The sequence below is a fragment of the Lentzea sp. CA-135723 genome (genome assembly GCF_050936595.1).
Classification (GTDB): domain Bacteria; phylum Actinomycetota; class Actinomycetes; order Mycobacteriales; family Pseudonocardiaceae; genus Lentzea.
This window is the reverse complement of record NZ_JBNJMK010000002.1, coordinates 1,840,371-1,863,396: the sequence shown is the minus strand read 5'-3', so window position 1 is coordinate 1,863,396 and position 23,026 is coordinate 1,840,371. Positions and strand designations below refer to the sequence as shown.

Sequence of the window (23,026 nt, the reverse complement as noted above, 5' to 3'; positions counted from 1 at the left end):
TCAAGGAACGGCGAACCAGCCTGTCCGGAATCGGACAGGCTGGTTGTATCGTTTAAATGTCAACCGGTGGTGCAGGCGGAACCGTTGAGGCTGAACGACGTCGGCGCCGGGTTCGAGCCGCTGTAGGTGCCGTTGAAGCCGATGTTCGTCGACGCACTCGGCGCGAGCGTGCCGTTCCACGCCAGGTTCGTCGCGCTCACCGCCGCACCGGACTGGGCGAACGTCGCTCCCCACCCCGGCAGCGTCACCTTCTGGCCGTTGGCGTAGCCGAACGTCAGCGTCCAGCCGTTGATAGCGCTAACACCCGTGTTGGTGATCGTCACGCTGGCCGTGAAGCCGTTGCCACCGCCCCAGTTCTGGGCGGAGTACCCGACCTTGCACCCGCCGCCACCACCGCCGGCGCTCGTGGTCGCCGACACGATGCCCGAAGCCGTGGAGGCGTTGCCGGCCGCGTCCCGGGCCCGCACCTGGTAGCGGTAGGTCGTCGACGGGCTCAGGCCGGAGTCGGTGAACGACGCCGTCGCCGACGAGCCGACCTGCGCGAACGTCCCGCTGCCGAGAGCGCGCAGCACGTCGTACCCGGTCACGCCGACGTTGTCGGTCGACGCGGCCCAGCTCAGCGAGAGCCCTGACGACGTCACGCCCGACGCCGCCGGAGTGCCCGGAGTGGACGGCGCCTGCGTGTCGGCCGACCCGCCGTAGATCGTCGCCTCCCGCGAGGTCTGGCGAACACCGTTGGCGCCGTTCAGCAACCGCTCACCCCACGAGGTCAAGCTCGCCGGGTTGAACGAGTTGACCATGTCCAGGTAGCCGACGTCGGAGCTGTTGCCGCTCCACGACCAGCCGAGGTACCCCAGGCCGCGCGCCTGCGCCTGGGCCATGATCGTGTCCTCGTCCGGGTCGCCGTCGCTGTGGTTGTGCCCGAACTCCCCCACCACCAGCGGCAGCCCGGCGGTCCGGAACGCGTCGAAGTACGCGTTCACCTTGTCCGCCGTGTTGTAGACGCCGTACATGTGGATGGAGAACACGGTGTTGCGCAACGGGTCCGCGGCCAGCACGGATGCCGCGTTGTCGCGCATGATGTTGCCCCAGTCCTGGCCCCACATCGGCGCGTCGGCCATCAGCAGGTGCTGCAGCCCGGCGCCGCGCAACCGGCTGATCGCACTGCTCGTCGCACTCGCCCACGTGGCGCTGACCTGCGCGTTGTTGCCGAACGGCTCGTTGCCGAGGTTGATCACGACGTGGTTCTCCTGGCCCTGCAACGCCGAGGCGACGCTGATCCAGTAGGTCGCCGCCTGGTCCAGCGAGGCGGCGCCGCTCTGCTCGCCGTACCCGGTGGTGTCGTGCACCTCCAGCACGCAGATCAGCCGGGACTGCTTGCACAGCGAGATGACGCTCGACACCTCGGAGGCCGGCGTCGGTCCCCACCGCTGCCCACTGCCGAGCACCACGCGAACGGTGTTGGCGCCGAAGGACTTGATGTCCGCGAACGCCCTGGTCTGGTTCTGGTACCAGACGTGCGCGTGGTTGACCCCGCGCATCACGAACGGGGACCCGTTCGCCTCGACCACCCGTGTGCCCTCGACGTGCAGCCCGACCGCCGCCGACGATCCGAGCGCCGCCACCACGGCCGGGTACCAGCGGCTCTCGATCTTCTGGATGCCCGTGGTGCTGTTCGGGTGCACACCGTCACCTGTGTCGACCGCGGTGTCGAACCCGGTCCACTGGTCCACCACGGTGATCGGCGAGGCCGCGGTGCTGTTCGACCGCGCCCAGCCCGGGATCGCGCTGTTCAGGTCGACCACCCGCTGCGCGCACGCCGAGCAGTTCGCCGGGGTCATCGGCAGGATCTGGGCGACGACCAGCTTGATCGCGGGGTTGCTCGCCCGCATCTGGCCGAGCATCGTCGTGTAGGCGCCGAGGATCGTGCTCGCGGGGATGTTGCTCCACACGTCGTTGGTGCCGAGGTGCATCAGGACGACGTCCGGCCGGGCGGACGAGAGCCAGCCGGGGAGCTGGTTGTCCCGCACGATGTTCGTCGCGAGGAAACCGCCGTGGCCCTCGTGTTCACCATCGTAGGCGAAGCCGCAGCCGTCACCCGGCACCGAGCCGACGAAGTCGACGTTCGTGTGCCCGGTGTCCTGCAGGTGTTTCCAGAGCAACGCCCGCCAGCAGCCGGGAGACCCGGTGATCGAGTCACCGAGCGCCATGATCCGGGTGGGGGCGGCGGCCGCGGCGGGAGTGACGGCCACGCAGGCCGCCAGCACCAGGAAGGCCACGAATGTTCGGAGAAGTCTCGACAGCACAACAACCTCCTGGGATCAGGGCGAGGCGAAGCTCGGGTGCGGCGGCTGGTTGTAGGCGGTGTTCTGGAACGCCACGGCCACCCGGTACTGCCGGTCCTGCAGCAGCGACACGCGCCGGATCGAGGTCGGCTCGGTGGTCGAGTAGATGCGCAACGCCCGGTTGTCCGAAGTGCGCCAGACGACCTCCTCGCGCCAGTCGCCGAGGATGTCGGCGGACAGCGCGGGAGTGGACTTGGTGCCGTTGTTGGAGGCCACGCCCGACCCGGTGAGCAGGCGCGTGTCCCCGTCGGGGCCGTACTTGTCGATCGTGGTGCCGTTCAGCAGCTCGCGCTGGGCGTCGCCGTCCCACCAGATCACGAAGTTGGCCGACCCCGGCTTGCGCGCCGCGACCTGGGCGCCCGTGGTGGCGCTGCGCAGCCCGCCGACCGCGGACGACCACGCCTCGGCACCGGGATTGCCCGCCCAGATGTCGGCCGCCACTCCCCTGCCGTTGTCGCACCCGCACGAGGGCGCGCTCCAGATGACCTGACCGGTGCGCGCGTCGCCCATCCAGTGCGCGAGGTCGGTGGTGGACTCCGACGGTTTGAAGACCTCCAGGCCCGGCCGGGACGGGATGAAGTCGCCGACGTGCAACGCGTCGCCGTGCCGGGTGCCGTTCTGCCAGAGGCCGCGGCCGTTGTCGTCGATCGCCATCGAGCCGTAGACGATCTCGTCGCGGCCGTCACCGTCCACATCGGCCACCGACAGCTGGTGGTTGCCCTTGCCCTCCCAGGCCGCGCGGTTCGACTGGGTGGCGGAGTCGAACGTCCACCGCTGCGTCAGCTGGCCGCCGCGGAAGTCCCACGCCGAGATCACGCTGCGGGTGTAGTAGCCACGCGCCATCACGATGCTCGGGCGTGAACCGTCCACATAGGCCGTTCCGGCGAGGAAGCGGTCGACCCGGTTGCCGTAGTTGTCGCCCCACGACGACACGGTCCCGCGCGGCGGCACGTAGTTCTCGGTGTCGAGCACCGCGCCGTCCGTGCCGCGGAACACCGACAGGTACTCGGGCCCTGCCAGCACGTACCCGCTGCTGTTGCGGTGGTCCGCGCTCGCGTTGCCGATCACCTGACCGGTGCCCGACCGGGTGCCGTCCGCGGTCTTCACCACCACCTCGGCGCGGCCGTCACCGTCGTAGTCGAACACCTGGAACTGCGTGTAGTGCGCGCCCGCCCGGATGTTGCGGCCGAGGTCGATCCGCCACAACCTGGTGCCGTTCAGGCGGTACGCGTCCAGGTAGACGTTGCCGGTGTAGCCGGACTGCGAGTTGTCCTTGGCGTTGGTGGGATCCCACTTCAGCACGAGGTCCTGCTCGCCGTCACCGTCGAGGTCGCCGGCCGACACGTCGTTCGCCACGTAGGTGTAGGACTCGCCCGACGGCGTGGTCCCGCCGGCCGGGATCTGCAGCGGGACGTCCCTGCTCGTCGCGAGCGTGCCGACGGACCGCGTGGCCGCCGCCGGTTCCACGCCTCCGCCCACCGCGCGCACCGAGTAGGAGGCGGTCGCGGGAGCACCCTCGTCGAGGAAGCTCGTCGCCGTCGTGATCGGCGCCCGGTTGACCCGCACGCCGTCGCGGTAGACGTGGAACGCGACGTCGGCCGCGTCCGATTCGAGCAGCCGCCACGACACGAAGTTCCCGCCGCCGTGCACGGACCTGATGCTGATGAGCCCGCGTTCGGGCGGTTCGTCCGCCACCGCCGGCACGCCACCCAGTGCCAGAACCGTTGCCAGCACTAGAGAATTGAAACGTTTCATGCCGGTGACGCTAGCGTCGAACGAGTCGAACGCACCGGCAGCGGCCCAGTTCGACTCGAATTCGATCAGAAAACGTCGAGCCGCCCGCACATGCCGAACTTCGGCCCCTTCCCGTGCACCACCTGGACGTCCGCCTCCACCAGGTGCCCGATGTCCCCGTCCCGCAACCGCTCCAGGTGCTCCCCGGTGCGTTCGGCCGACGCCAGCGCCCCTTCCCGCCAGCGCTCCTCCCACGCGTCCAGGCCGTCCTGCTTCATCCGCACAGCGGCCTCGTAGAACGACTCCAGCGCCGCGGGCCTCCCCCGCCGCAGTTCCAGGAACCCTTCGAGAGCGAGATCCCGGCGCCGCCGCGCCGACTCCTCGTCATCGGCCCGCGCGCACTCCGCGTAGCGCGCGGAATCAGCCAGCACATCAGAGGGGAACGTGAACACCGCGTCACCCGCCTCCGGCAGGCCGCTGTTCTGCATGATCACGACGATGCGCAGGTCGCCGTCGTTCACCAGCCGGTGGATCGTGCCGGGCGTGAACCACACGACCACCCCTTCGCTCAACGGCGTCTCGGTGAACGCACGCCGGGTCAGCGTCTGGACGCTGCCGGTCCCCGAGATCACGAAGTAGGCCTCCGAGCAGGCGAGGTGGACGTGCGGCGACCCACCGCACACCCCGTCCACCGCGGGCCAGTCGTACACGCGCAGGCCGGAGATCCCGACCCCGCCGGGGAACGGCGTCACCACGGATGTTCCTCCACATAGGACTCGATCTGCTCCCGGGTCCACGCGCCGTCGCCGACCACGAGCCGGTAGCGCAGGTTCATCGTCTCCCCCGGCCCCAGCTCCACCGTGTCGTGGAACGCGAACGAGGGGTTGACCGCCGCGAACGGCGTGCTGCGCACGAACCAGTGCGTGCCGGGGTTCTCCGGATGGTCGATGAACACCAACGTCGACGCGCGGTCCACCTCGTCGTGCTGACCGACGAACGCGAGCCAGGCCGCGGCCGAGCCCATCAGCTCCTGCCCCGCTCCCCCACCGGCCGCGAGCACCTCGCCCCCGGTGAACGACCGCGGGCCACGCCAGAAGAACCCGGTGTACCCGGCGAGCTCACGCCCGTTCGTCGTCGGGCTGCCGAACACCAACGGCTGCGCGCGCAGGTTCGTCAGCGAGGTCGCGAACTCCAGCGTCCACGATCCCTCGAGGACGTCCCGCACGGCGAAGGCACGCCGCTCGGTGATCCAGTGCTCGCCCGCCTCGGTGAACCACGACAGCACCTCACCGACCCTGGCCCCGTCGACCGCGAACTCCTCGTGCCGCATGGTCCCGACGTTCGGCAGCGCCACGTACCCCTGGTCGCGCACGTACGTCACGCCACCCCAGAAGTTCTCGCCCGACACGTCGGTCGCGGTCATCTGCACGCCCTTGTGCCAGCGGTGATCGTGCGGCCGGAACGCCGTCACGACGTCACCGGCGAGCGTGCGCACCGGGTGCAGGTACGGCTTCGGGCCCTCGAACGCCGGCGTCGACGGCCGGTGGACGTACCGGAAGAGCTCGACACCACCCGCACGGGCGGTCAGCACCTCGTCGTCGTACTCGATCACCGGCTCCACGGCGCACCGTTGCCTTCCATCGTCGCGTAGAACGGACTGTCCGCGCCGATCTCCCCGGCCTTCACGACCTCACCGGTGAACGCGGACGCGTACAGCGCGGCCACGAACTCCATCGTCCGGCGGGTATCGGCCAAGGTCACCGGCGGCGGCGCACCGCGGTCCACGGCGTCCAGGAACGCCTCCAGCTGGCACCGATGCCCGCTCACCACGGCGGATCGCCCCTCCTGCCACCGCACCGCGACGTCCTCGTGGCCGGGCGCCGGGGTGACCGTCCAGTGCGCGTCGGTGTAGCCGTACAGGTGCTCGACCTCGACCGTCGCGCGGTCGAAGTCCAGCCGCAGCTGCGAGGTCTCGCGCGGGGAGAGCAGCGAGTTCACCACCGACGCCAGGGTGCCGTCGGCGAACGTCACCAGCGCCATCGAGACGTCCTCGGTCTGCACGGCACGGGCCTGCCGTGCCGCCACCGCCCGGATCTCCCGCCACGGCCCCAGAACGGACAGCAGCAGGTCGAACTGGTGGATGCCGTGCCCCATCGTCGGGCCGCCGCCCTCGCTCGCCCACGTCCCGCGCCACGGCACCTCGAAGTAGGCGTCGCCGCGGTACCAGAGCGTGTCGCACCGGGCCACGAGCGACCGCCCGAACACCCCCTCCGCCATCAGCCGCCGCAACCGCAGCGCGGCCGGGCCGAAGCGGTGCTGGAACACCGTCGCCACGTGCCCCGCCGACGCGCGTTCGGCCGCGATCAACGTGTCGAGCTCGCTCAACGACATCGCCGGAGGCTTCTCCACCAGCACGTCCACGTCCGCCGCGAGGCAGTCGAGCGCGAGCGGTACGTGATCTCGCGGTGGCGTGCACACGTGCACCAGGTCCAGGGTCTCCGCGTCGAGCATCTCCGCGAGCCCCGGATACGTCCGAGGCACGTCCCACTCCCGCGCGAACGCCCCGACCCGGCCCTCGTCCACGTCCGCGACGGCCACCAGCTCGATCCGGTCTCCCATCTCCCGCAACGCCTCGGCGTGCGCCGCCGCGATCCCGCCCGTGCCGACGACGGCCGCGCGCCTCACCTCGCCGCGTCCACTTCGGACTGGACCTCCCGCACGAACGACCGGGCTGCCGCGTCGGGCGTGGTCCGGCCGAACAGCACGTCCTCGGTGTGCCGCTTGAGGATCGTGTCGAGGGTGCTGGCCCCGTTCGGCGTGATCCTGGGCGGGTCGCTCACCGGCACGGTGTCGAGGTACTCCTTGGCCGCCTTGTCGGTGTCCTTGAGCTGCCCGGCGATGGCCTCGCGGATCTTCTGGTTGGCGGGCACGCCGCGTTCGGTCAGCAGGACCTTCGCGGCCTCCTCGTCGTTGGCGAGGAAGCTGACGAACGCCGCCGCCTCGGCCGGGTGCTCCGACCGTGCCGACACCGACCAGAACATCGACGGCTTGTAGTAGGCGCCGGGTGCCGTCCCCTGTGTCTCGCCGGGCAGCCGCATCAGCTTCAGCTTGGCGCCGCTGGCCGCCGTCAACGCGGTCAGCTGCGTGTTCCACCACAGGCCGAACGCGGCGGTGCCGGTCGCCGTGGCGGACTGGTTGAGCCCGGCGGAGGCCTTCTCGATCGTCACCGACGGCGGCGCCGCGACACCGGTCTTGGACAGGTCGAGGATGTACTGCCAGTAGTCGCGCGCGATCTCCTCGGGCAGCACCACCTTGGCGTCGGCGTCGAAGATCGCCTTGCCCTGCTGACGTGCCCGGATGCTCAGCCCGGCCGCGTCGTTGATGCCCGGCGACTGCACGCCGAACGCCGCCCCGCCGGCCGCTTTGGACACCTGGTCGCCGATCCGCTCGAGGTCGTCCCACGACCACTTGGTGTCGTCCGGCACCGGGATCTGGTACTTCGCCAGCAGGTCGAGGTTGGCCATGATCGAGTACATGCCGAGCCCGACCGGCAGCCCGTACTGCTTGCCCGCTATCGCGCCGGTCGCCAGGGCCTTCTGGTCGAAGTTCGCGGTGTCGAGGTGCTTGCGCGCCTCGTTCAGGTCCAGCAACGCGCCGCGCTCGGCGTAGGAGGCGATGTACAGCTCGTCCATCTGCATGACGTCCGGCGCGTCGTTGGCCGCCATCGTGGTGGCGAGGCTGTCCCAGTAGCCGTTCCACTCCTTGAACTCGCCCTTGACGGTGATGTTCGGGTGCTTGCGCTGGAACATCTCGATGACCTGCTGCGTCCGCTTGTGCCGGTCGTCAGCGCCCCACCAGGTGAAGCGCAGCGTGACCTTCTCGGTCGTCAGGTCGCCGCCCGCGCCGGAACCGGACCCGCACGCCGCCAGGGACGCGGTCAGCGACAGCAGCACCGCCCACGTGACACCGCGGCGAACACCTCTGAACATGAGCTGTCCTTTCGGCTACTTGCCCCCGGTCGTCGCGATGCCCTGCACGAGGTACCGCTGGCCGGCCAGGAACGCGAGGAAGATCGGGAGGAGCGACACCACGCTCATCGCGAACTGCGAGCCCCACGACGTGGCGACCGTCGAGTCGACGAACGAGCGCAGGGCGACGGGCACCGTGTAGAGGTCCGGGTCCGTCAGGTAGATCAGCTGGCTGAAGAAGTCGTTCCAGGTCCAGATGAACGTGAAGATCGTCGTGGTCGCGAGCGCCGGTTTCATCAGCGGCAGCACGATCCGCAGGAAGATCCGCGGGTGCCCGCAGCCGTCGATGCGCGCGGCCTCGTCGAGCTCGCGCGGCAGCCCGCGGATGAACTGCACCATCAGGAACACGAAGAAGGCGTCGGTGGCGAGGATCTTCGGCACGATGATCGGCAGGAACGTGTTGACCCAGCCGATGTTCGAGAACAGCACGTACTGCGGCACGATGATCACGTGGATCGGCAGCATGATCGTGCCGAGCATGATCCCGAACCACCACCGCTTGCCGCGGAAGTCCAGGCGCGCGAACGCGTACGCCGCCATCGAGCACGACACCAGGTTGCCGGCGATGCAGCCCAGCACCAGCACCGAAGAGTTGACCAGGTAGGTGCCGAACGACGGCGTGAGCGCGTTCCAGCCCTCGGTGTAGTTCTCCGTCCGCAGCCCGTCCAGGACCAGGCCGGGACTGCGGAAGATCTCGTCGTCGGGCCGCAGCGAGCTCGCGACCATCCACAGCACCGGGTACAGCATCACGAACCCGATCACGACCAGGCCCGCGTGCTTGAACAGCGTCCTAGTCGTCATAGAAGACCCAGTACCTCGCCGCCCAGAAGTTGATCGCGGTGAAGCCCGCGATGATCAGCAGCAGGAACCAGGCCAGCGCCGACGCGTAACCCATGTCGAACCGGCTGAAACCCTGCTGGTACAGGTAGAGCGTGTAGAACATGGTCGAGTCGGACGGCCCTCCGGTGCCGCCGGAGACGACGAACGCCTGCGTGAACGACTGGAACGCGTGGATGATCTGCAGCACCAGGTTGAAGAACAGGATCGGCGACAGCAGCGGCAGGGTGATCCGCCAGAACCGCTGCCACCTCCCGGCGCCGTCGATCGCGGCCGCCTCGTGGTAGACCCGCGGGATCTGCCGCAGCCCGGCCAGGAAGATGATCATCGGCGAGCCGAACGTCCAGACGTTCAGCACGATCAGCGTCGACAACGCCGTGTCCGGGTCGGAGATCCAGCCCCTGCCCTGCACGCCGAAGAACCCCAGCACCCGGTTGACCAGCCCGTCGGTGCCGAAGACCTGCGTCCACAGCACCGCGATCGCCACGCTCGACCCGAGCAGTGACGGCAGGTAGAACGCCGAGCGGTAGAACGCGAGGCCGCGCAGCCCCCGGTTGAGCAGCAACGCCACTCCCAGCGCGCACGCCAGTTGCAGCGGCACCGACACGAGCACGTACGTGAACGTGACCCGCAAGGCGTTGTGCAGGCGCGGATCGGTGAGGACGCGCGCGAAGTTGTCGAAGCCGATGAACCTCGGCGGCTGGATCAGGTTGTACCGCGTGAAGCCCAGCCCGAACGAGGCGAGCACCGGCCCGATCGTGATGAACAGCAGTCCGGCGAACCACGGCGCCAGGAACCAGAACGCCGCCTTGTTGTCGCGTTTGCGCACCTGAACGCCGTCACGGCGGAGGTGCCGCAGTTCGTCGAGAGCGCTCATGTGCTCCTGACCCCGTCGTCTGGAAAACGCTTTCCGGAGTCTGCAACCGGGGCACCGCGAGCGTCAAGCACGACCGTCGAACGCAGTCGAACGCCGTCGAACAGAACTGTCGAACGCGGCCGCGGCGTTCGACAGTCAGTCCTTTGTGGATGTCTAACTCACCGGGGTCGTCCTGCGTCCGACGACGAACCACAGCAGGCTGCCGACGAACGGCAGCGCGAACACGACGAGCAGCCAGAGGATCTTCGCGCCGCAGCCGACCGGCGCGGCCAGCACGCTGACCAGTGCGGCGATCCAGAACACGAGCAACGCGAGCGAGCCCAGCAGCACGAGGACGAGGCCGCCTCCCTCAAGCCATCGCACGTGCTCTTCGGACAAGGCGATCGAAGTGGGCATGCGTCGAACCTACGGCCGTTCGGAGTCATCGCGAGTCGTCCTGAAGGACGATCACGGCGTACGACCGTGAGCTGATCTCTACTCGATCGCGCACTTCACGTTGTTGAGCACGAACGCCGTCGGCGGCCGGGCGCTGCCGCGCGTGCTGCCGTTGAACCCGAACTGCACCGACCCGCCGGACGCGATCTGCTGGTTGTAGCCGGTGTTCGACGCGCTGACCAGCGAGCTGTACTGCCGCACCGAGGCGTCCCAGGCGTCCCGCACGCTCTCGCCGCTCGAGAACGTCCACAGCAGCGACCAGCCGGTGACCTTCTCGGTGCCGGTGTTGCGCACGATCACGCTGGCCTGGAACCCGCCCTGCCACTGCCCGGTGATCCGGTACGAGACGGAGCACGCCTTCGCCGGCCGGGGAGGCGGCGGAGCGGTGGTGGTCGGCGGTGGCGGGGTGGTCGTGGTCGTCGTCGGCACGGGCTTGGACGTGTCCGATCCCTCGCACGGCGGCCCCCACAGCCCGCGCTTGCCGGCCTTCGCCTCCTCCTGCGCGGCGACCAGCGGCCCGCCGTCGACGCCTTCCGGGCGGAGCGCGCCCCGTTGCACCGCGAGCACCGCGTAGTCCGTGCCGTCCTCCAGTTCGAGGTTCACCTCGCCGAGCGTCAGCACCGTGTACCGCACGGAGGTCGCCAGCAGGGTCGACCTGGCGAAGTCGAGCGAGGCCTTCGCGAAGCACTCCTTGGGCTCGGCGAGCAGGGCGACGCGCACCCGCGTGCCGTCGACGAACTCGACGGTCCTGCCGTCGATCACGTCGCGCACCACGGTGAGCACGTCCTGCGGCGGCACGACCTTGCCGACCAGCGTCGGCGCCGTGAACGACGGCGTCGGCGCAGGTGGGGGCTCCTCCGCGGCCGGTTCGGCGGTGCACGCCGTGAGCAGCAACAACATCACCAGCAGGTGCCCGCGCGCCACTGTTCCGCCCCCGACCGTCCACCCGACACGTCCCCGCGGCCCGCCGCGCTCCGAAGTTGCTTGGCACGAAACGACTTCCCGCCGCCGTCCACACCGGACAACGGCGAGGGACCGCTGTTGCGTCTGTCGGCGAAAGTGATCAGCGCGTTACGGGAGCACCGGGTGCCGCGGCGCAGTACACCCTCGGCGTGCCCCACGCGTTGTCGGCGTCGCGAGCACCCCTCACGTCCTGCAACGTCAGCAGGTCGACGTCGGCGAGGGCGATCTCGACGTGCTGCGGGGCGTCGCCCGCGCCGGCCTGGCGGGTGGCGATCTCGACGCCGTCGGTCTTGATCACGAACTGCCCGGAGCCCTCCCCGTCGGAGGCCGCGTCCTTGCCGACCCACACGGACAGGCGCGAGCACCTGTTCTTGATCAGCCAGCTCCGGTAGTTGGCCGGGGCGACGCCGGTGCCGCGCAGGCCGCGGGGGTAGGACTCCTTGCCTATGGTGATCGCCTGGGCGACCTCCTGGCCCTCGCCGGACTCGACCGGCTCGTGCGCGGTGAGGTCGAACCACTCCTCACCGGACGTCGTGCTCGTCGGGGCGCTGGCCGGTGGTGTGTCGGCCGCCGCCTGCTCGCCGGAGTCCCGCAGTTCGCTCAGGAAGACGGCTGTCCCGCCCGCCAGGGCGACCCCGAGTGCCGCGGAGATCCACTTCCAGTGACCGCCAGTCCTCGTGTCCGGCTTCGTCTTGATCGCGAGCCCCTTCCTCAAGGCTCAGGCGAGCCACAGGCCGAGCAAAGCTACGGCGAGCAGGATGGCGACCACGGCGGCGAAGTGCAAGGGTGCGAGGTCGATTCTTTTGTGCACAACCGAGGGGCCTTCCGGAGCCGGGCTGGGGCGATGGCGTTCGATCGCCTCGCGGATCTCCGCCTGGACCCGGTTGCCGCGCAGGGTGCTCGCGGCCGAGAACGCTCCCACGGTGACGTTGATCCGCTCGCCGGAGGTGGTCACGAGCGCGACCTCGCGGGTCGCCTCGACCGATTCGAGCGCGGCCCACGGCACCCAGTAGCGGCGGAACCAGTTCACCACCAGCACGCCGGAGTCGTGGACCTCGACGACGGCGTGCGCGCCGACCATCCACATGAACCAGATCAGCGGCGCCATGATCGCCACGAACTCCAGCTGCTGGCCGAAGCCGTTGCCGGGGAACGGGTTGAGCAGCACGTACGCGGACGTGACCAGTGCCGCGAGCGACACGGTCCAGCCGAACGCGCTGTCGAACCTCCTGCGCAGCACCACGGCCGCCCTGCCCCGCCTCATGCCCACACGATAAGACTTGCGCATGGACCTCCGGACCTTCGCCGACCCCGGGCTCGCCGCGCACGTCGAGGAGGCGCGCAGGTCGAACGCCGAACGCGGCACGCGCAGAGGGCCGGGCAGCCTCGCCGAGGTGCTGGAGCTCAGGACGCCGGAACCCGACGACAACACCCTGGTCGAAGCCGGGGGCAGGCAGGTTCCTGTTCGCGTGCACCGGCCGGACGGCCAACCGAAGGGCGTCTACCTGGACTTCCACGGGGGCGGCTTCTACCTGGGCTCGGCGGCGGACGACGACGCCCGCAACCAGCAGCTCGCCAATGCTCTCCAAGCCGTGGTTGTGAGCGTTCACTACCGCCTGGCACCCGAGAACCCGTGGCCCGCCGCACCCGACGACGCCGAGACCGCGGCGGCATGGCTCATCGACAACGCCGAGCGGGAGTTCGGCACCGACCGGCTGGTGATCGGCGGCTTCTCGGCCGGCGCGACCCTCGCCGTCACGACCGTGCTGCGGTTGCGCGACAAGGGCAGCGGAACGGCGTTCGCCGGGGCGGCCCTGCAGTTCGGCACCTACGACCTGAGCGGCCAGACCCCGGCGGGGCGGCTCATCAGCGACGAGTACTTCATCGAGGCCTACGCGGGCAGCGCGCCCGACCGCACCCACCCCGACCTCTCCCCCGTCTACGCCGACCTGCGCGGACTGCCTCCGCTGCTGATCGTCGTCGGTGACCAGGACGTGCTGCTCGACGACAACCTCGCGCTGGCCGCCCGCGCGATCGCCGCGGGCGGGCAGGTCGACCTCAAGGTCTACCCCGAGTCGCGGCACGGCTTCACCCGCCGCGACACGGCCGTGGCGCGGGCCGCGCGGCAGGACGTCGAGCGGTGGCTCGCGGCGCTCCTCTCCTAGACTCCCCAGGCGGACCGGAGATCAACAACGAGGTGGCGGAAGATGAAGCTCGGCGATGTCACGCGGACCACACTGGCCTGCGTCCGGATCTTCAACGGCGCGCTGGGGCTGTTCGCCGCCGACCGCATGGCGAAGAGCCTCGGCGACGAGCTGGGTGACGACAGGCGGTTCGTCTACCCCGCGCGCATGTTCGGCATCCGCACGCTCGTGCTCGGCGTCGACCTGCTGACCCTGAAGAGCTCCGACGCGAACGCCCGCCGCGTGCTCCAGCAGGCCGTGCTGATCCACGCCACGGACACGGCCGCGGCCGTCTACGCGGGAAGGCGCGGTGAGCTGCCGGCCAAGGCGGCGAAGCTGACCACGGTCATCTCCGCCGTCAACACGGGGCTGGCCGTCGTCTCGCTGCTCACCGCGAAGAAGGACAGCTGATCGGCGCCCTGGAGATCGTCCTGCTCGGTGAGGTGGGCGCACGGGTCGGCGGACGGCCCGCCGACCTGGGGCCCGCCCGGCAGCGCACCGTCCTCGCGGCGCTCGCGATCGACGTCGGCAGGGTCGTCGCGGTCGACCGGCTCGTCGAACGGGTCTGGGGCGACGGCCCGCCCGCGAGCTCCCGGGCCACGCTGCACAGCTACCTGTCCCGGCTGCGGCACGCCCTGGGCGTCACGCTCACGGCCACCCCCGCCGGGTACGTGCTGGAGGCCGAAGAGTCCTCTGTGGACCTGATGCGGTTCAGGAAGCTCCGCGAGGAAGCCAGATCTCGCGACGACGAGCACCAGGCCCGCGTGCTCACCGAGGCGCTCGGCCTGTGGCACGGCGAACCGCTCACCGGCGTCGCCGGCGACTGGGCAGAGCTCACCCGCGACCGGCTCGTCCGCGAACGCGCCGAGGCCGAGCTGGACCTCGTCGACGCCCGGCTCGGCCTCGGCCAGGGCCCCGAGCTGCTCGCGGCGATCTCCAGCCGTGCCGCCGCGTTCCCCCTGGACGAACGGGTCGCCGCCCAGCACCTGCGCGCCCTCGCCCAGGCCGGACGGGTCCCCGAGGCGCTGGAGGAGTTCCGCGCCGTCCGCTCCCGGCTCAAGGCCGAGCTCGGTGTCGAACCCGGCCCGCTGCTCCGCGCCCAGCACGAGCAGCTGCTCAGCGATCCCGAACCCCGCCGGGCGGTCCCGCGCCAGCTCCCGTCCGCGCCGACGCAGTTCGTCGGCCGCGACCACGACCTCACCGCGCTCGACGACGCGTTGCGGGACTCGGCCGTGGCGACGATCGCGGGCGCCGGTGGCATGGGCAAGACGTGGCTCGCGTTGCAGTGGGCGCACCGGAACCTGCACCGCTTCCCGGACGGCCAGCTGTTCGTGGACCTGCGCGGCTTCAGCCCCGACGAGACGCCGATGGACCCGGACGTCGCCATCCGCGGCTTCCTGCCCGCGCTCGGCGCCGACCAGAACGCGATCCCGGCAGGCTCGCGCGCGAGCGCCCGGCTGTTCCGCGACCTCACGGCCCGCAGGCGGCTGCTCGTCGTGATCGACAACGCCGCCACCGCCGAGCAGGTCGTGCCGCTGCTGCCCGGCGGCGACACCTGCCGCGTGCTCGTGACCAGCCGCAACCGCATGGACCTCGGCACCGCCGTCGCGCTGGAGGTGCTGGCCGACGATGACGCGAGCACGTTGCTCGCGGCCCGCATCGGCGCGACGAGGCTGACCGCCGAACCCCTCGCCGTGGCGCGGCTGATCGACCTGTGCGGCGGGCTGCCGCTCGCGTTGAGCATCGTCGGCGCGCGCCTGCTCACCGAACCCGACCTGTCGCTCGCCGCCATCGCCCGCCAGCTCGAGGAGCTCGGCCTCGGCGCGCTCGACGCGGACCCGAGCGTCAGCGTCCCCGTCGTGCTCTCGTGGTCCTACCGCAGGCTGACCGACCGGCAACGGCGCCTGTTCACGTTGCTGGGCATCGCTCCCGGCGAGGACATCGGCCTCACCGCCGCCGCCGGCCTCGCCGATGAGTCCATTGAGGACACTCAGAGCACGTTGAGGTCGTTGGAACAGGCCTCGCTGGTGTCGATCAGCGGCGAGTTCCGCGTCCGGATGCACGACCTCGTCCGCACCTACGCGGCGGCCCAGACCGCCGACGGCCGCGAGGAGGCGTTGCGGCGCCTGGTGGACCACCACGTGCACACCGCGCACGCCCACGACCGCCTGATCGACCCGTACCGCCCGTTGATCACGCTCGGCGCACCGGCCACCCCCGTCGTCACCGCCGGGGACAAGGCCGGCGCGCTCGCGTGGTTCGACGCCGAACGCGACACCCGCCGTGCCGTGCAACGCGCCGCCGCGCTGCACGGCTGGAACGACGAGGTCGTGCTGCTGGCCAGGGTCTCGCACGCCTACCACCAGCAACGCGGGCACCTCGACGACGAGCTCGCGATGTGGCGCACGGCCCTCGACGCGGCGCAGGACCCGGCCGACCGGGTCGTCGCGCACCGGATCGTGGGCAGCACGCTCGGCCAGGTGGGCCGCTTCGACGAGGCCCTGCACCACCTGAGCGAGTCGGTCGCGATCGCCGAACAGGTCGGCGAGGCGCTCCCGATCGCCGACGCGCACGGCACGCTCGCGTGGCTGTGGGCCAGCCGCGACGAGCACGCACGGGCGTTCGAGCACGCGAAGGCCGCGCTGCCGCACTACGAGAAGTCCGGCAACCAGATGCTGATCGCCATGGCGCACAACAACATCGCGCACTGCGCGGTGGAGGTGGGCGACACCGCGCAGGGCAGGCTCTCCTCGGCCAAGGCGCTCGCCCTCCTGCACGACCTGAAGGACCGGCACGGTGAGGCGACCGCCCTCGACACCCTGGCCCGCATCGAGCACGAGTGCGGCGACCACGAGACGGCGATCACCCACTACGAGCACGCGTTGGAGCTGTTCCAAGAAGAAGGCGACGACTACAGCAGCGCGAACACGCTGATCAACCTGGGCGACCCGCACCTCGCGCTCGGCCGCCGCGACCAGGCCGCGGACGTGTGGCGCCGGGCACTCGTGCTGCTGGAACGACAGGACCGCGAGGACGAGGCGGCCCGCGTGCGCGACCGACTGGGGTCCGTCGGACCAGGGTGACTCACGGGCGCGAACGACCCCCTGGTGGCGGAAGTCTGGCTTCAGCGAAACAACGAGGAGCTGACATGCCGACCATCACCCTGACCCAGCAGACCACCGCGTCACCCGCGCAGTTCGTCGCGGCGCTCACCGACTTCGGCCCCGGCCGCGCGGACCTCTTCCCCAACAGCGCCGACGCGGACCTGCGGGTGCACGACCGCGGCGACACGTTCGCGGACGTCACCGAGGGGTCCGGCGGCATCTGGGAACGCCTGCGCTACGACTGGTCCGATCCGGCCAGGATCGTGCTCACCACCGTCGACTCCAACGTCTGGGGCGGACGGTCCGGTCACACCTACACGTTCACGAAGGACGACGGCACAACGGTGGTGCACGCGCAGGTCGTCCGGGAAGGCAAGAACCTCAAGGGAAAGCTGCTCGGGTTCGTGCTCGGGCTGTTCGGCAGGAAGGTGCTGGGCGGCGCGCTGGAGAAGACCGTGCGAGCCGTCGAGGCGAGGGCTTAGTGCGGCGTCAGCCGGCTGACACCGCACTTAGGTAAGGGTGCCCTAGGTCAATCCGGTGGGCGGGAGCTAACGTAGCCCGTCGTGAGCATGGTCGTGGAACAACGCGGGCTCGACCCCGCGCCGGCGCCGGAGAACCCGCACCGGCGCCGCCGTCTCGGGCTGGCGGGACTGCTGGTGCTGCTGGCGGTCGCGTCGGTGCTGTCCCTGGTGGTCGGCACGCGGTCGCTCACGCCCTCCGAGGTGTGGCAGGGCCTGTTCGGCGATGCCGCCGGGGACCAGCGGCTCACCGAGATCACGCTGATCGTGCAGACGTTGCGGGTGCCGCGCACGGTGCTCGCGCTGCTGGCCGGGCTCGCGCTCGGCGTCGCGGGCGCGTTGATCCAGGGCCACACCCGCAACCCCATCGCGGACACCGGCCTGCTCGGCGTGAACGCCGGGGCCTCGTTCGCCGTGGTGTTCGCGATCTCCCTGTTCGGGTTGCGCAACCCGTTGCAGTACCTGTGGTTCGCGCTCATCGGCGCCGCCGTCGCCGGCGTGGTGGTGTTCGGCCTCGCGAGCCTCGGCCGCGGCGCCGGCAACCCGCTGACCCTCGCGCTCGCGGGTCAGGGCGTCACCGTCTTCCTGGCGGCGATGACCACGGCGGTCGCGCTCGGCGACACGCAGGCGCTCTCCGTGCTGCGGTTCTGGAACGCCGGGTCGGTGCAGGGCGTCGGGTTCGACGTGATCGGCGTGGCGGCGGCGTTCGTCGGGGTCGGCCTGGTGCTGGCGGCCGTGAACCTGCCGGTGATCAACCTGCTCAACCTCGGTGACGACGTCGCGCGCGGTCTCGGCGTGAACATCGTGGCCGGGCGGACCGTCGGCGTGATCGCGGTCACCCTGCTCGCGGGCGCGGCCACCGCGGCGTGCGGGCCGATCGCGTTCCTCGGACTGATGGTCGCGCACGTCGCGAGGTGGTTCACCGGTCCCGACTACCGCTGGCTCGTCCCATACGCGGGGCTGCTCGGCGCGGCCGTGCTGCTGCTCGGCGACATCGCGGGACGGCTGGTCGTGCGGCCGGGCGAGCTCCAGGCAGGCATCGTCATCGCCCTCATCGGCGCCCCGTTCTTCGCGGTGCTGGTCTGGCTCGGGAAGTTCAGGCAGGCATGATCAACGAAGCTCCCGCCCTGCACCGCGGCGTCCGCGTCGGCGGCTGGTCCTGGGTATGGCGGCCGTGGATCGTGCTGGTCACGGTCGTGCTGGCCGCGCTCACGTTCCTCGTCTTCTGCGTGTCGATCGCGGTCGGCGACTTCACCATCGAACTGCCCGCGGTGTTCAGGACGCTGATCGGGCAGGGCGAGCGGGTCGACGAGTTCGTGATCATGGACCTGCGCCTGCCGCGGTCGTTGATCGGCCTGATCGCCGGCGCGGCGCTCGGCATCTCCGGCGCGCTGACGCAGTCGATCGCCCGCAACGCGCTGGCCAGCCCGGACGTCCTCGGCATCACCGGCGGCGCGAGCGCGACGGCGGTGTTCGTCGTGACGGCCGGCGGTGGCGCGGCGATCGGCGGCGCGATCGGACTGCCCGCGGCGGCGCTCACCGGCGGTCTGCTGACCGGGTTCCTCGTCTACTTCATGGCGTGGAAGAGGGGCATCGACGGGTTCCGGCTCATCCTGATCGGCATCTCCGTCAGCGCGGTCATGCAGGCGCTCACGACGTGGCTGCTGGCGCTGGCGGACATCCGCGACGTCGCGCGCGCCCAGACGTGGCTGGTCGGGTCGCTCGACTCGCGGTCGTGGCCGCAGGTGTGGAGCTCGCTGTGGATCATGCTGGCGCTGGTGCTCGTGGTGCTGGTCGTGTCGTTCCAGATGCAGCCCATGCACTTCGGTGACGACGTCGCGGCCGGTCTCGGCGTCCGGTACTCGGCCGTGCGCGCGGTGCTGCTGCTGTGCGCGGTGCTGCTGGCCGGTGTCGCGGTGAGCGCGGCGGGTCCGGTGCCGTTCGTGGCCCTGGTCGCGCCGCAGATCACCATGCGGCTGATGCGGTCGCCGGTGCCTCCGTTGATCGCGTCCGGGCTCTTCGGCTCGTTGCTGCTGCTCGGCTCGGACCTGATCGCCCGCGTCGTGCTGCCCAACGACCTGCCCGTCGGCATCGTGACCGCGATCATCGGCGGCCCGTTCCTCGTCTTCCTGCTCGTGCGCGCGAACACCAAGCGCGCTGCCTGAGGTAAGCCTCCATTAAGTAAGGTTGTCCTATGACCGCGTTGCGCAACGATGCCGCCCGCCTGGGTGCCGAGGGCGTCACGGTCGGGTACGCCGACCGGGTCGTGCTCGACAACCTGGACGTCGCGATCCCGACCGGGGTGATCACCACGGTGATCGGCCCGAACGGCTGCGGCAAGTCGACGCTGCTGCGGACGCTGTCGCGGTTGCTCAAACCGCGCCAGGGCACGGTGCTGCTGGACGGTCACGACATCGCGCGGCTGAAGACCAAGGACGTCGCGAAGCGGATGGGCCTGCTGCCGCAGACGCCGATCGCTCCGGAGGGCCTGACCGTCTCCGACCTGGTGGCGCGCGGCCGGCACCCGCACCAGAGCTGGGTGCGCCAGTGGTCGAGCGACGACGCGGAGGTCGTCGCGAAGGCACTGCACATGACCGGTGTGGCCGACCTCGCACACCGGCCGGTCGATTCGCTGTCCGGCGGGCAACGGCAGCGCGTGTGGATCTCCATGACGCTCGCCCAGGGCACGGATCTCCTGCTGCTGGACGAGCCCACGACCTATCTGGACCTGGCGCACGCGATCGACGTGATCGACCTCGTCGACGACCTGCACGAGGGCGGCTGCACGATCGTGATGGTGCTGCACGATCTGAACCTGGCCGTCCGGTACAGCGACAACCTGATCGTGATGAAGTCGGGATCGATTGTCGCGCAAGGACATCCGAGTGACGTGATCACCAGCGAGCTGCTGCTGGACACGTTCGGCCTGCAGGCGAAGGTGATCGACGACCCGGTGAGCGAGCGGCCGTTGATCGTCCCCATCGGCCGGACCCACGTGGTATCGAAGAGTGACCAAGACCTTGGTTAGCCTGCCCTAACTGGGTGATAAGGTTCGGCTGTCCTAATTTCCCCCGCCGCGTGGGCAGCGAAGAACGAGGTGCCGAATGGGCCAGAGAACGACCATGACCTGGAAGCGGCTGACCGCCGTGGCAGCAGCCGCACTGGTCGGTGCCGGCGTCCTCGCAGGGTGCGGTTCTTCCACGCCTGCGACGACCCCCGGCACGAACAACGCCGCCGGTGGCACGTTCCCGACCAAGGTCGAGCACTTCTTCGGCACGACGGAGATCAAGGAAGCGCCCAAGCGCGTCGTCTCCCTCGGCTACACCGACGACCAGACGCTGCTCGCGCTCGGCGTCGTCCCGGTCGGCATGGTCGACCAGTACCCGAACCCCGAGGGCACGAAGCCCGACATCAACACCCAGTGGGCCTGGGTGAAGGACAAGTGGGGTTCGACGACGCCCGAGGTCATCATGAAGAACGGTGACACCGAGCCGAACTTCGAGAAGATCGCGCAGCTGCGTCCCGACCTGATCGTCGCCGTGTACTCCGAGGCGACCCAGGAGTGGTACGACAAGCTCTCCAAGATCGCGCCGACGGTCGGCCGCACCAAGGAGGAGAAGGAGCCCTTCTCCGCCAAGTGGCAGGACAACGCGCTGCAGATCGCGAAGGCGGTCGGCAAGGCCGACGAGGGCGCCAAGGCGATCAAGGCGATCGACGACAAGATGGCCGAGGCCAAGAAGGCGAACCCGGCCTGGGCGAACGAGACCGCCGTCGTCGCGTCCTGGTACAAGGACGCCATCGGCCCGTTCTCCACGACCGACGTGCGAGGCCAGGTCCTCACCGGCATCGGCTTCAAGGGCAACACCAAGGTCGACGAGCTCGCCGCCGGCAAGTTCTTCGTGTCGCTGTCGCCCGAGCGCATCGACGTGATGAACGTGGACCGCATCTTCATCATCAACGACGACGCGGACACCAAGGCGCTCAAGAACTTCGGGCTCTTCACCAACCTGCCCGCGGTGAAGGCCGGCAAGGTCCACTACATCCTCGACAGCGAGGGCCCCGCCGTCGGTGCCGCGATCTCGCAGGCGACCCTCGCGTCCATGCCGTACGCGGTGGACGAGCTCGTCAAGGCCGCCAAGTCCGCCGGCTGATCTCCGTTCCGACACAACAGTTCCAGTGAGAGGCCTCCCCTCGTGACCACGAGTCTGTCCGGCGCCCCGGCGAAGATCCTGCGCACGGCGTCCGGGCGGGAGGCCTCCCGCTGGGTGTACGACCACTGCCGCTCCGCCCCCGCCCTGCCGATCGCCACCGTGCTGGCGACGGTGGTGGGGGCGGTGCTGCAGATCGTCCCGGTGTTCCTGCTGGGCACCGTCGTCGACGGCGTCGCGCAGGGCCGGGACGCGTCGATCCTCTGGACCATCGGCATCGCGACCGTCGTCTCGGCACTCGCCGGCGCGGCGATGACCGCCGTGTCGACGTACCTCGTCGGCCGGGTGGGCGCGGAGATGCTGGCGCGCCTGCGGGAAGGCGCGGTCCGCGCGGTGCTCGGGATGCCGAGCGCGCGCATCGAGGAGGTCGGCCGCGGCGACGTGCTCTCGCGCGTCGGTGACGACGTCGCCGTCATCTCCAAGGGTTTCCGCACGGCCATCCCGACGATCTTCTCGGCGGTCGTGCTGGTCGTGATCGCGACCGCGGGCATGTTCGGCCTCGACTGGCGGCTCGGTCTCGCCGGTGCGTGCGCGCTGCCCGCGTACTGGCTGGCGCTGCGCTGGTACCTGCCGCGCTCGCAGCCGCTCTACCGCGCGAGGTCCGAGGCGCAGGCCGACCGCGCACAGGCGTTGATCAGCGGCCTCGACGGCATCGACACGGTCCGCGCGTACCGTCTGGAGAACGCCTTCCGCGACAAGGTGACCGCTGAGTCGTGGCGGGTGCGCAACATCGGCATCGAGGTCTTCCGGTTCTTCGGCCGGTTCATCGGGCGGGAGAACCGCGCCGAGTTCATCGGCCTCGGCCTGATCATCGTGGTCGGCTACTTCCTCGTGACGAACGGGCAGTCGTCGCTCGGCCAGGTCTCCGTCGCCGCGCTGCTGTTCCACAAGCTGTTCGTGCCACTGGGCCTGATCATGGCGTTCTTCGACGAGGCGCAGAAGTCGGGCGCGGGGCTGACGCGACTCGTGGGCGTGCTCACCGAGTCCGACGGCGACGACCTCGTGCGCAGCGCGGTGGCGGTCGACGCGGACGCACGGCCGCTGCCGGTGTCGGTGCGCGGGCTTTCCTTCCGCTACCCCGATTCCGAGCACGACGTGCTGCGGGACATCGACCTGGAGATCCCCGCCGGGACGTCGCTGGCGCTCGTCGGCGCGACCGGTGCGGGCAAGACGACCCTGGCCGCGCTGGTGGCCGGGACGGGCACGCCGCTGACCGGATCCGTGCACATCGGGTCGTCTGATCTCTCTTCTTTGGACGAGGCGGGCGCGCGGGCGTTGGTGAGCATCCTGACGCAGGAGGCGCACGTCTTCGCCGGTCCGCTGGCCGAGGACCTGCGGCTGGCCGCGCCGGACGCGACCGACGACGAGCTGATGGACGCGTTGCGGACCGTGGGCGCGGACTCGTGGGTCTCGGCGTTGCCGTCCGGGTTGCGGACGGACGTCGGCGAGGGTGGCGAACGCCTCGACGTGACCAAGATCGCGCAGATCGCGTTGGCGCGGCTGGTGCTCGGCCGCTCCCCCGTCGTCGTGCTGGACGAGTCGACGGCGGAGGCGGGCAGCCAGGGTGCGGCGGCGCTGGAACGAGCCGCGCTCGCGGCCTGCCGGGGCCGCACCACACTCCTGGTCGCACACCGGTTGACGCAGGCCATCGCCGCGGACCGGATCGCCGTGCTCGACGCAGGTCGTGTGCTGGAACAGGGAACTCACGAAGAACTTGTGGCGCGTGACGGGCGTTACGCGGCACTTTGGGCCGCTTGGCGATTCGGAACCGCAAATACTTAGGTTAGGCTACCT

At 70.3% G+C, this 23,026-nt stretch carries 21 protein-coding genes; 9 read left to right on the top strand and 12 right to left on the bottom strand.

Annotated elements, in window-relative coordinates; translation table 11 throughout:
- Positions 1 to 59: 59 nt before the first annotated feature.
- The 12 genes from ACQEU1_RS44585 to ACQEU1_RS44530 form a co-directional block, all read right to left on the bottom strand.
- Positions 60 to 2,279: a cellulase family glycosylhydrolase gene (locus ACQEU1_RS44585; protein WP_433216824.1), complete on the bottom strand. Its 2,220-nt coding sequence runs from the start codon at positions 2,277 to 2,279 to the stop codon at positions 60 to 62.
- A gap of 42 nt (positions 2,280 to 2,321) precedes the next feature.
- On the bottom strand, positions 2,322 to 4,100 hold the full coding sequence (locus ACQEU1_RS44580) for a rhamnogalacturonan lyase (RefSeq protein ID WP_433216818.1): 1,779 nt from the start codon (positions 4,098 to 4,100) through the stop codon (positions 2,322 to 2,324).
- Between the two features lie 65 nt (positions 4,101 to 4,165).
- A complete protein-coding gene (locus ACQEU1_RS44575) occupies positions 4,166 to 4,834 on the bottom strand; it encodes a cupin domain-containing protein (RefSeq protein ID WP_433216815.1) in 669 nt (222 codons plus the stop codon).
- On the bottom strand, positions 4,828 to 5,700 hold the full coding sequence (locus ACQEU1_RS44570) for a PmoA family protein (protein ID WP_433216812.1): 873 nt from the start codon (positions 5,698 to 5,700) through the stop codon (positions 4,828 to 4,830). Before ACQEU1_RS44570 ends, ACQEU1_RS44575 begins: the two co-directional genes overlap by 7 nt.
- Complete coding sequence (locus ACQEU1_RS44565; RefSeq protein ID WP_433216809.1) at positions 5,688 to 6,764, bottom strand: Gfo/Idh/MocA family protein; 1,077 nt, start codon at positions 6,762 to 6,764, stop codon at positions 5,688 to 5,690. Before ACQEU1_RS44565 ends, ACQEU1_RS44570 begins: the two co-directional genes overlap by 13 nt.
- Positions 6,761 to 8,068 carry an ABC transporter substrate-binding protein gene (locus ACQEU1_RS44560; protein ID WP_433216806.1) on the bottom strand — a complete coding sequence of 436 codons (1,308 nt, stop codon included), beginning with the start codon at positions 8,066 to 8,068 and terminating at the stop codon, positions 6,761 to 6,763. The genes ACQEU1_RS44565 and ACQEU1_RS44560 overlap by 4 nt, the downstream gene beginning before the upstream one ends.
- A gap of 15 nt (positions 8,069 to 8,083) precedes the next feature.
- The gene (locus tag ACQEU1_RS44555; RefSeq protein WP_433216803.1) at positions 8,084 to 8,908 is read right to left on the bottom strand and encodes a carbohydrate ABC transporter permease; all 825 of its coding nucleotides are present in this window, start codon (positions 8,906 to 8,908) and stop codon (positions 8,084 to 8,086) included.
- A complete protein-coding gene (locus ACQEU1_RS44550; RefSeq protein ID WP_433216800.1) occupies positions 8,898 to 9,821 on the bottom strand; it encodes a carbohydrate ABC transporter permease in 924 nt (307 codons plus the stop codon). Before ACQEU1_RS44550 ends, ACQEU1_RS44555 begins: the two co-directional genes overlap by 11 nt.
- Before the next feature lie 153 nt (positions 9,822 to 9,974).
- Entirely contained in the window at positions 9,975 to 10,217 is a 243-nt protein-coding gene (locus tag ACQEU1_RS44545; protein ID WP_433216797.1) for a PLD nuclease N-terminal domain-containing protein, read from the bottom strand.
- A 78-nt stretch (positions 10,218 to 10,295) separates the two neighbouring features.
- Positions 10,296 to 11,180 carry a cellulose binding domain-containing protein gene (locus tag ACQEU1_RS44540; RefSeq protein WP_433216794.1) on the bottom strand — a complete coding sequence of 295 codons (885 nt, stop codon included), beginning with the start codon at positions 11,178 to 11,180 and terminating at the stop codon, positions 10,296 to 10,298.
- Positions 11,181 to 11,319: 139 nt separating this feature from the next.
- On the bottom strand, positions 11,320 to 11,934 hold the full coding sequence (locus ACQEU1_RS44535) for an NPCBM/NEW2 domain-containing protein (protein WP_433216791.1): 615 nt from the start codon (positions 11,932 to 11,934) through the stop codon (positions 11,320 to 11,322).
- A 3-nt stretch (positions 11,935 to 11,937) separates the two neighbouring features.
- Entirely contained in the window at positions 11,938 to 12,483 is a 546-nt protein-coding gene (locus ACQEU1_RS44530; protein WP_433216788.1) for a PH domain-containing protein, read from the bottom strand.
- 22 nt (positions 12,484 to 12,505) lie between these two features.
- Here ACQEU1_RS44530 and ACQEU1_RS44525 point away from each other — a divergent pair, with 22 nt between their 5' ends.
- From ACQEU1_RS44525 to ACQEU1_RS44485, 9 genes are all read left to right on the top strand, one after another.
- Entirely contained in the window at positions 12,506 to 13,384 is an 879-nt protein-coding gene (locus ACQEU1_RS44525) for an alpha/beta hydrolase (RefSeq protein ID WP_433216785.1), read from the top strand.
- A 42-nt stretch (positions 13,385 to 13,426) separates the two neighbouring features.
- A complete protein-coding gene (locus ACQEU1_RS44520) occupies positions 13,427 to 13,813 on the top strand; it encodes a hypothetical protein (protein WP_433216782.1) in 387 nt (128 codons plus the stop codon).
- A gap of 32 nt (positions 13,814 to 13,845) precedes the next feature.
- On the top strand, positions 13,846 to 16,485 hold the full coding sequence (locus ACQEU1_RS44515) for a BTAD domain-containing putative transcriptional regulator (RefSeq protein ID WP_433216779.1): 2,640 nt from the start codon (positions 13,846 to 13,848) through the stop codon (positions 16,483 to 16,485).
- Between the two features lie 65 nt (positions 16,486 to 16,550).
- Positions 16,551 to 16,988 carry an SRPBCC family protein gene (locus ACQEU1_RS44510; RefSeq protein ID WP_433216776.1) on the top strand — a complete coding sequence of 146 codons (438 nt, stop codon included), beginning with the start codon at positions 16,551 to 16,553 and terminating at the stop codon, positions 16,986 to 16,988.
- A gap of 87 nt (positions 16,989 to 17,075) precedes the next feature.
- The gene (locus ACQEU1_RS44505) at positions 17,076 to 18,134 is read left to right on the top strand and encodes a FecCD family ABC transporter permease (RefSeq protein ID WP_433217095.1); all 1,059 of its coding nucleotides are present in this window, start codon (positions 17,076 to 17,078) and stop codon (positions 18,132 to 18,134) included.
- Entirely contained in the window at positions 18,131 to 19,189 is a 1,059-nt protein-coding gene (locus ACQEU1_RS44500) for a FecCD family ABC transporter permease (protein ID WP_433216773.1), read from the top strand. Before ACQEU1_RS44505 ends, ACQEU1_RS44500 begins: the two co-directional genes overlap by 4 nt.
- 29 nt (positions 19,190 to 19,218) lie before the next feature.
- Positions 19,219 to 20,052, top strand: a complete 834-nt coding sequence (locus ACQEU1_RS44495) for an ABC transporter ATP-binding protein (RefSeq protein WP_433216770.1) — start codon at positions 19,219 to 19,221, stop codon at positions 20,050 to 20,052.
- A 76-nt stretch (positions 20,053 to 20,128) separates the two neighbouring features.
- Entirely contained in the window at positions 20,129 to 21,175 is a 1,047-nt protein-coding gene (locus ACQEU1_RS44490) for an iron-siderophore ABC transporter substrate-binding protein (protein ID WP_433216767.1), read from the top strand.
- 42 nt (positions 21,176 to 21,217) lie between these two features.
- Positions 21,218 to 23,014, top strand: a complete 1,797-nt coding sequence (locus ACQEU1_RS44485) for an ABC transporter ATP-binding protein (RefSeq protein WP_433216764.1) — start codon at positions 21,218 to 21,220, stop codon at positions 23,012 to 23,014.
- The last annotated feature ends 12 nt before the right edge of the window (positions 23,015 to 23,026 follow it).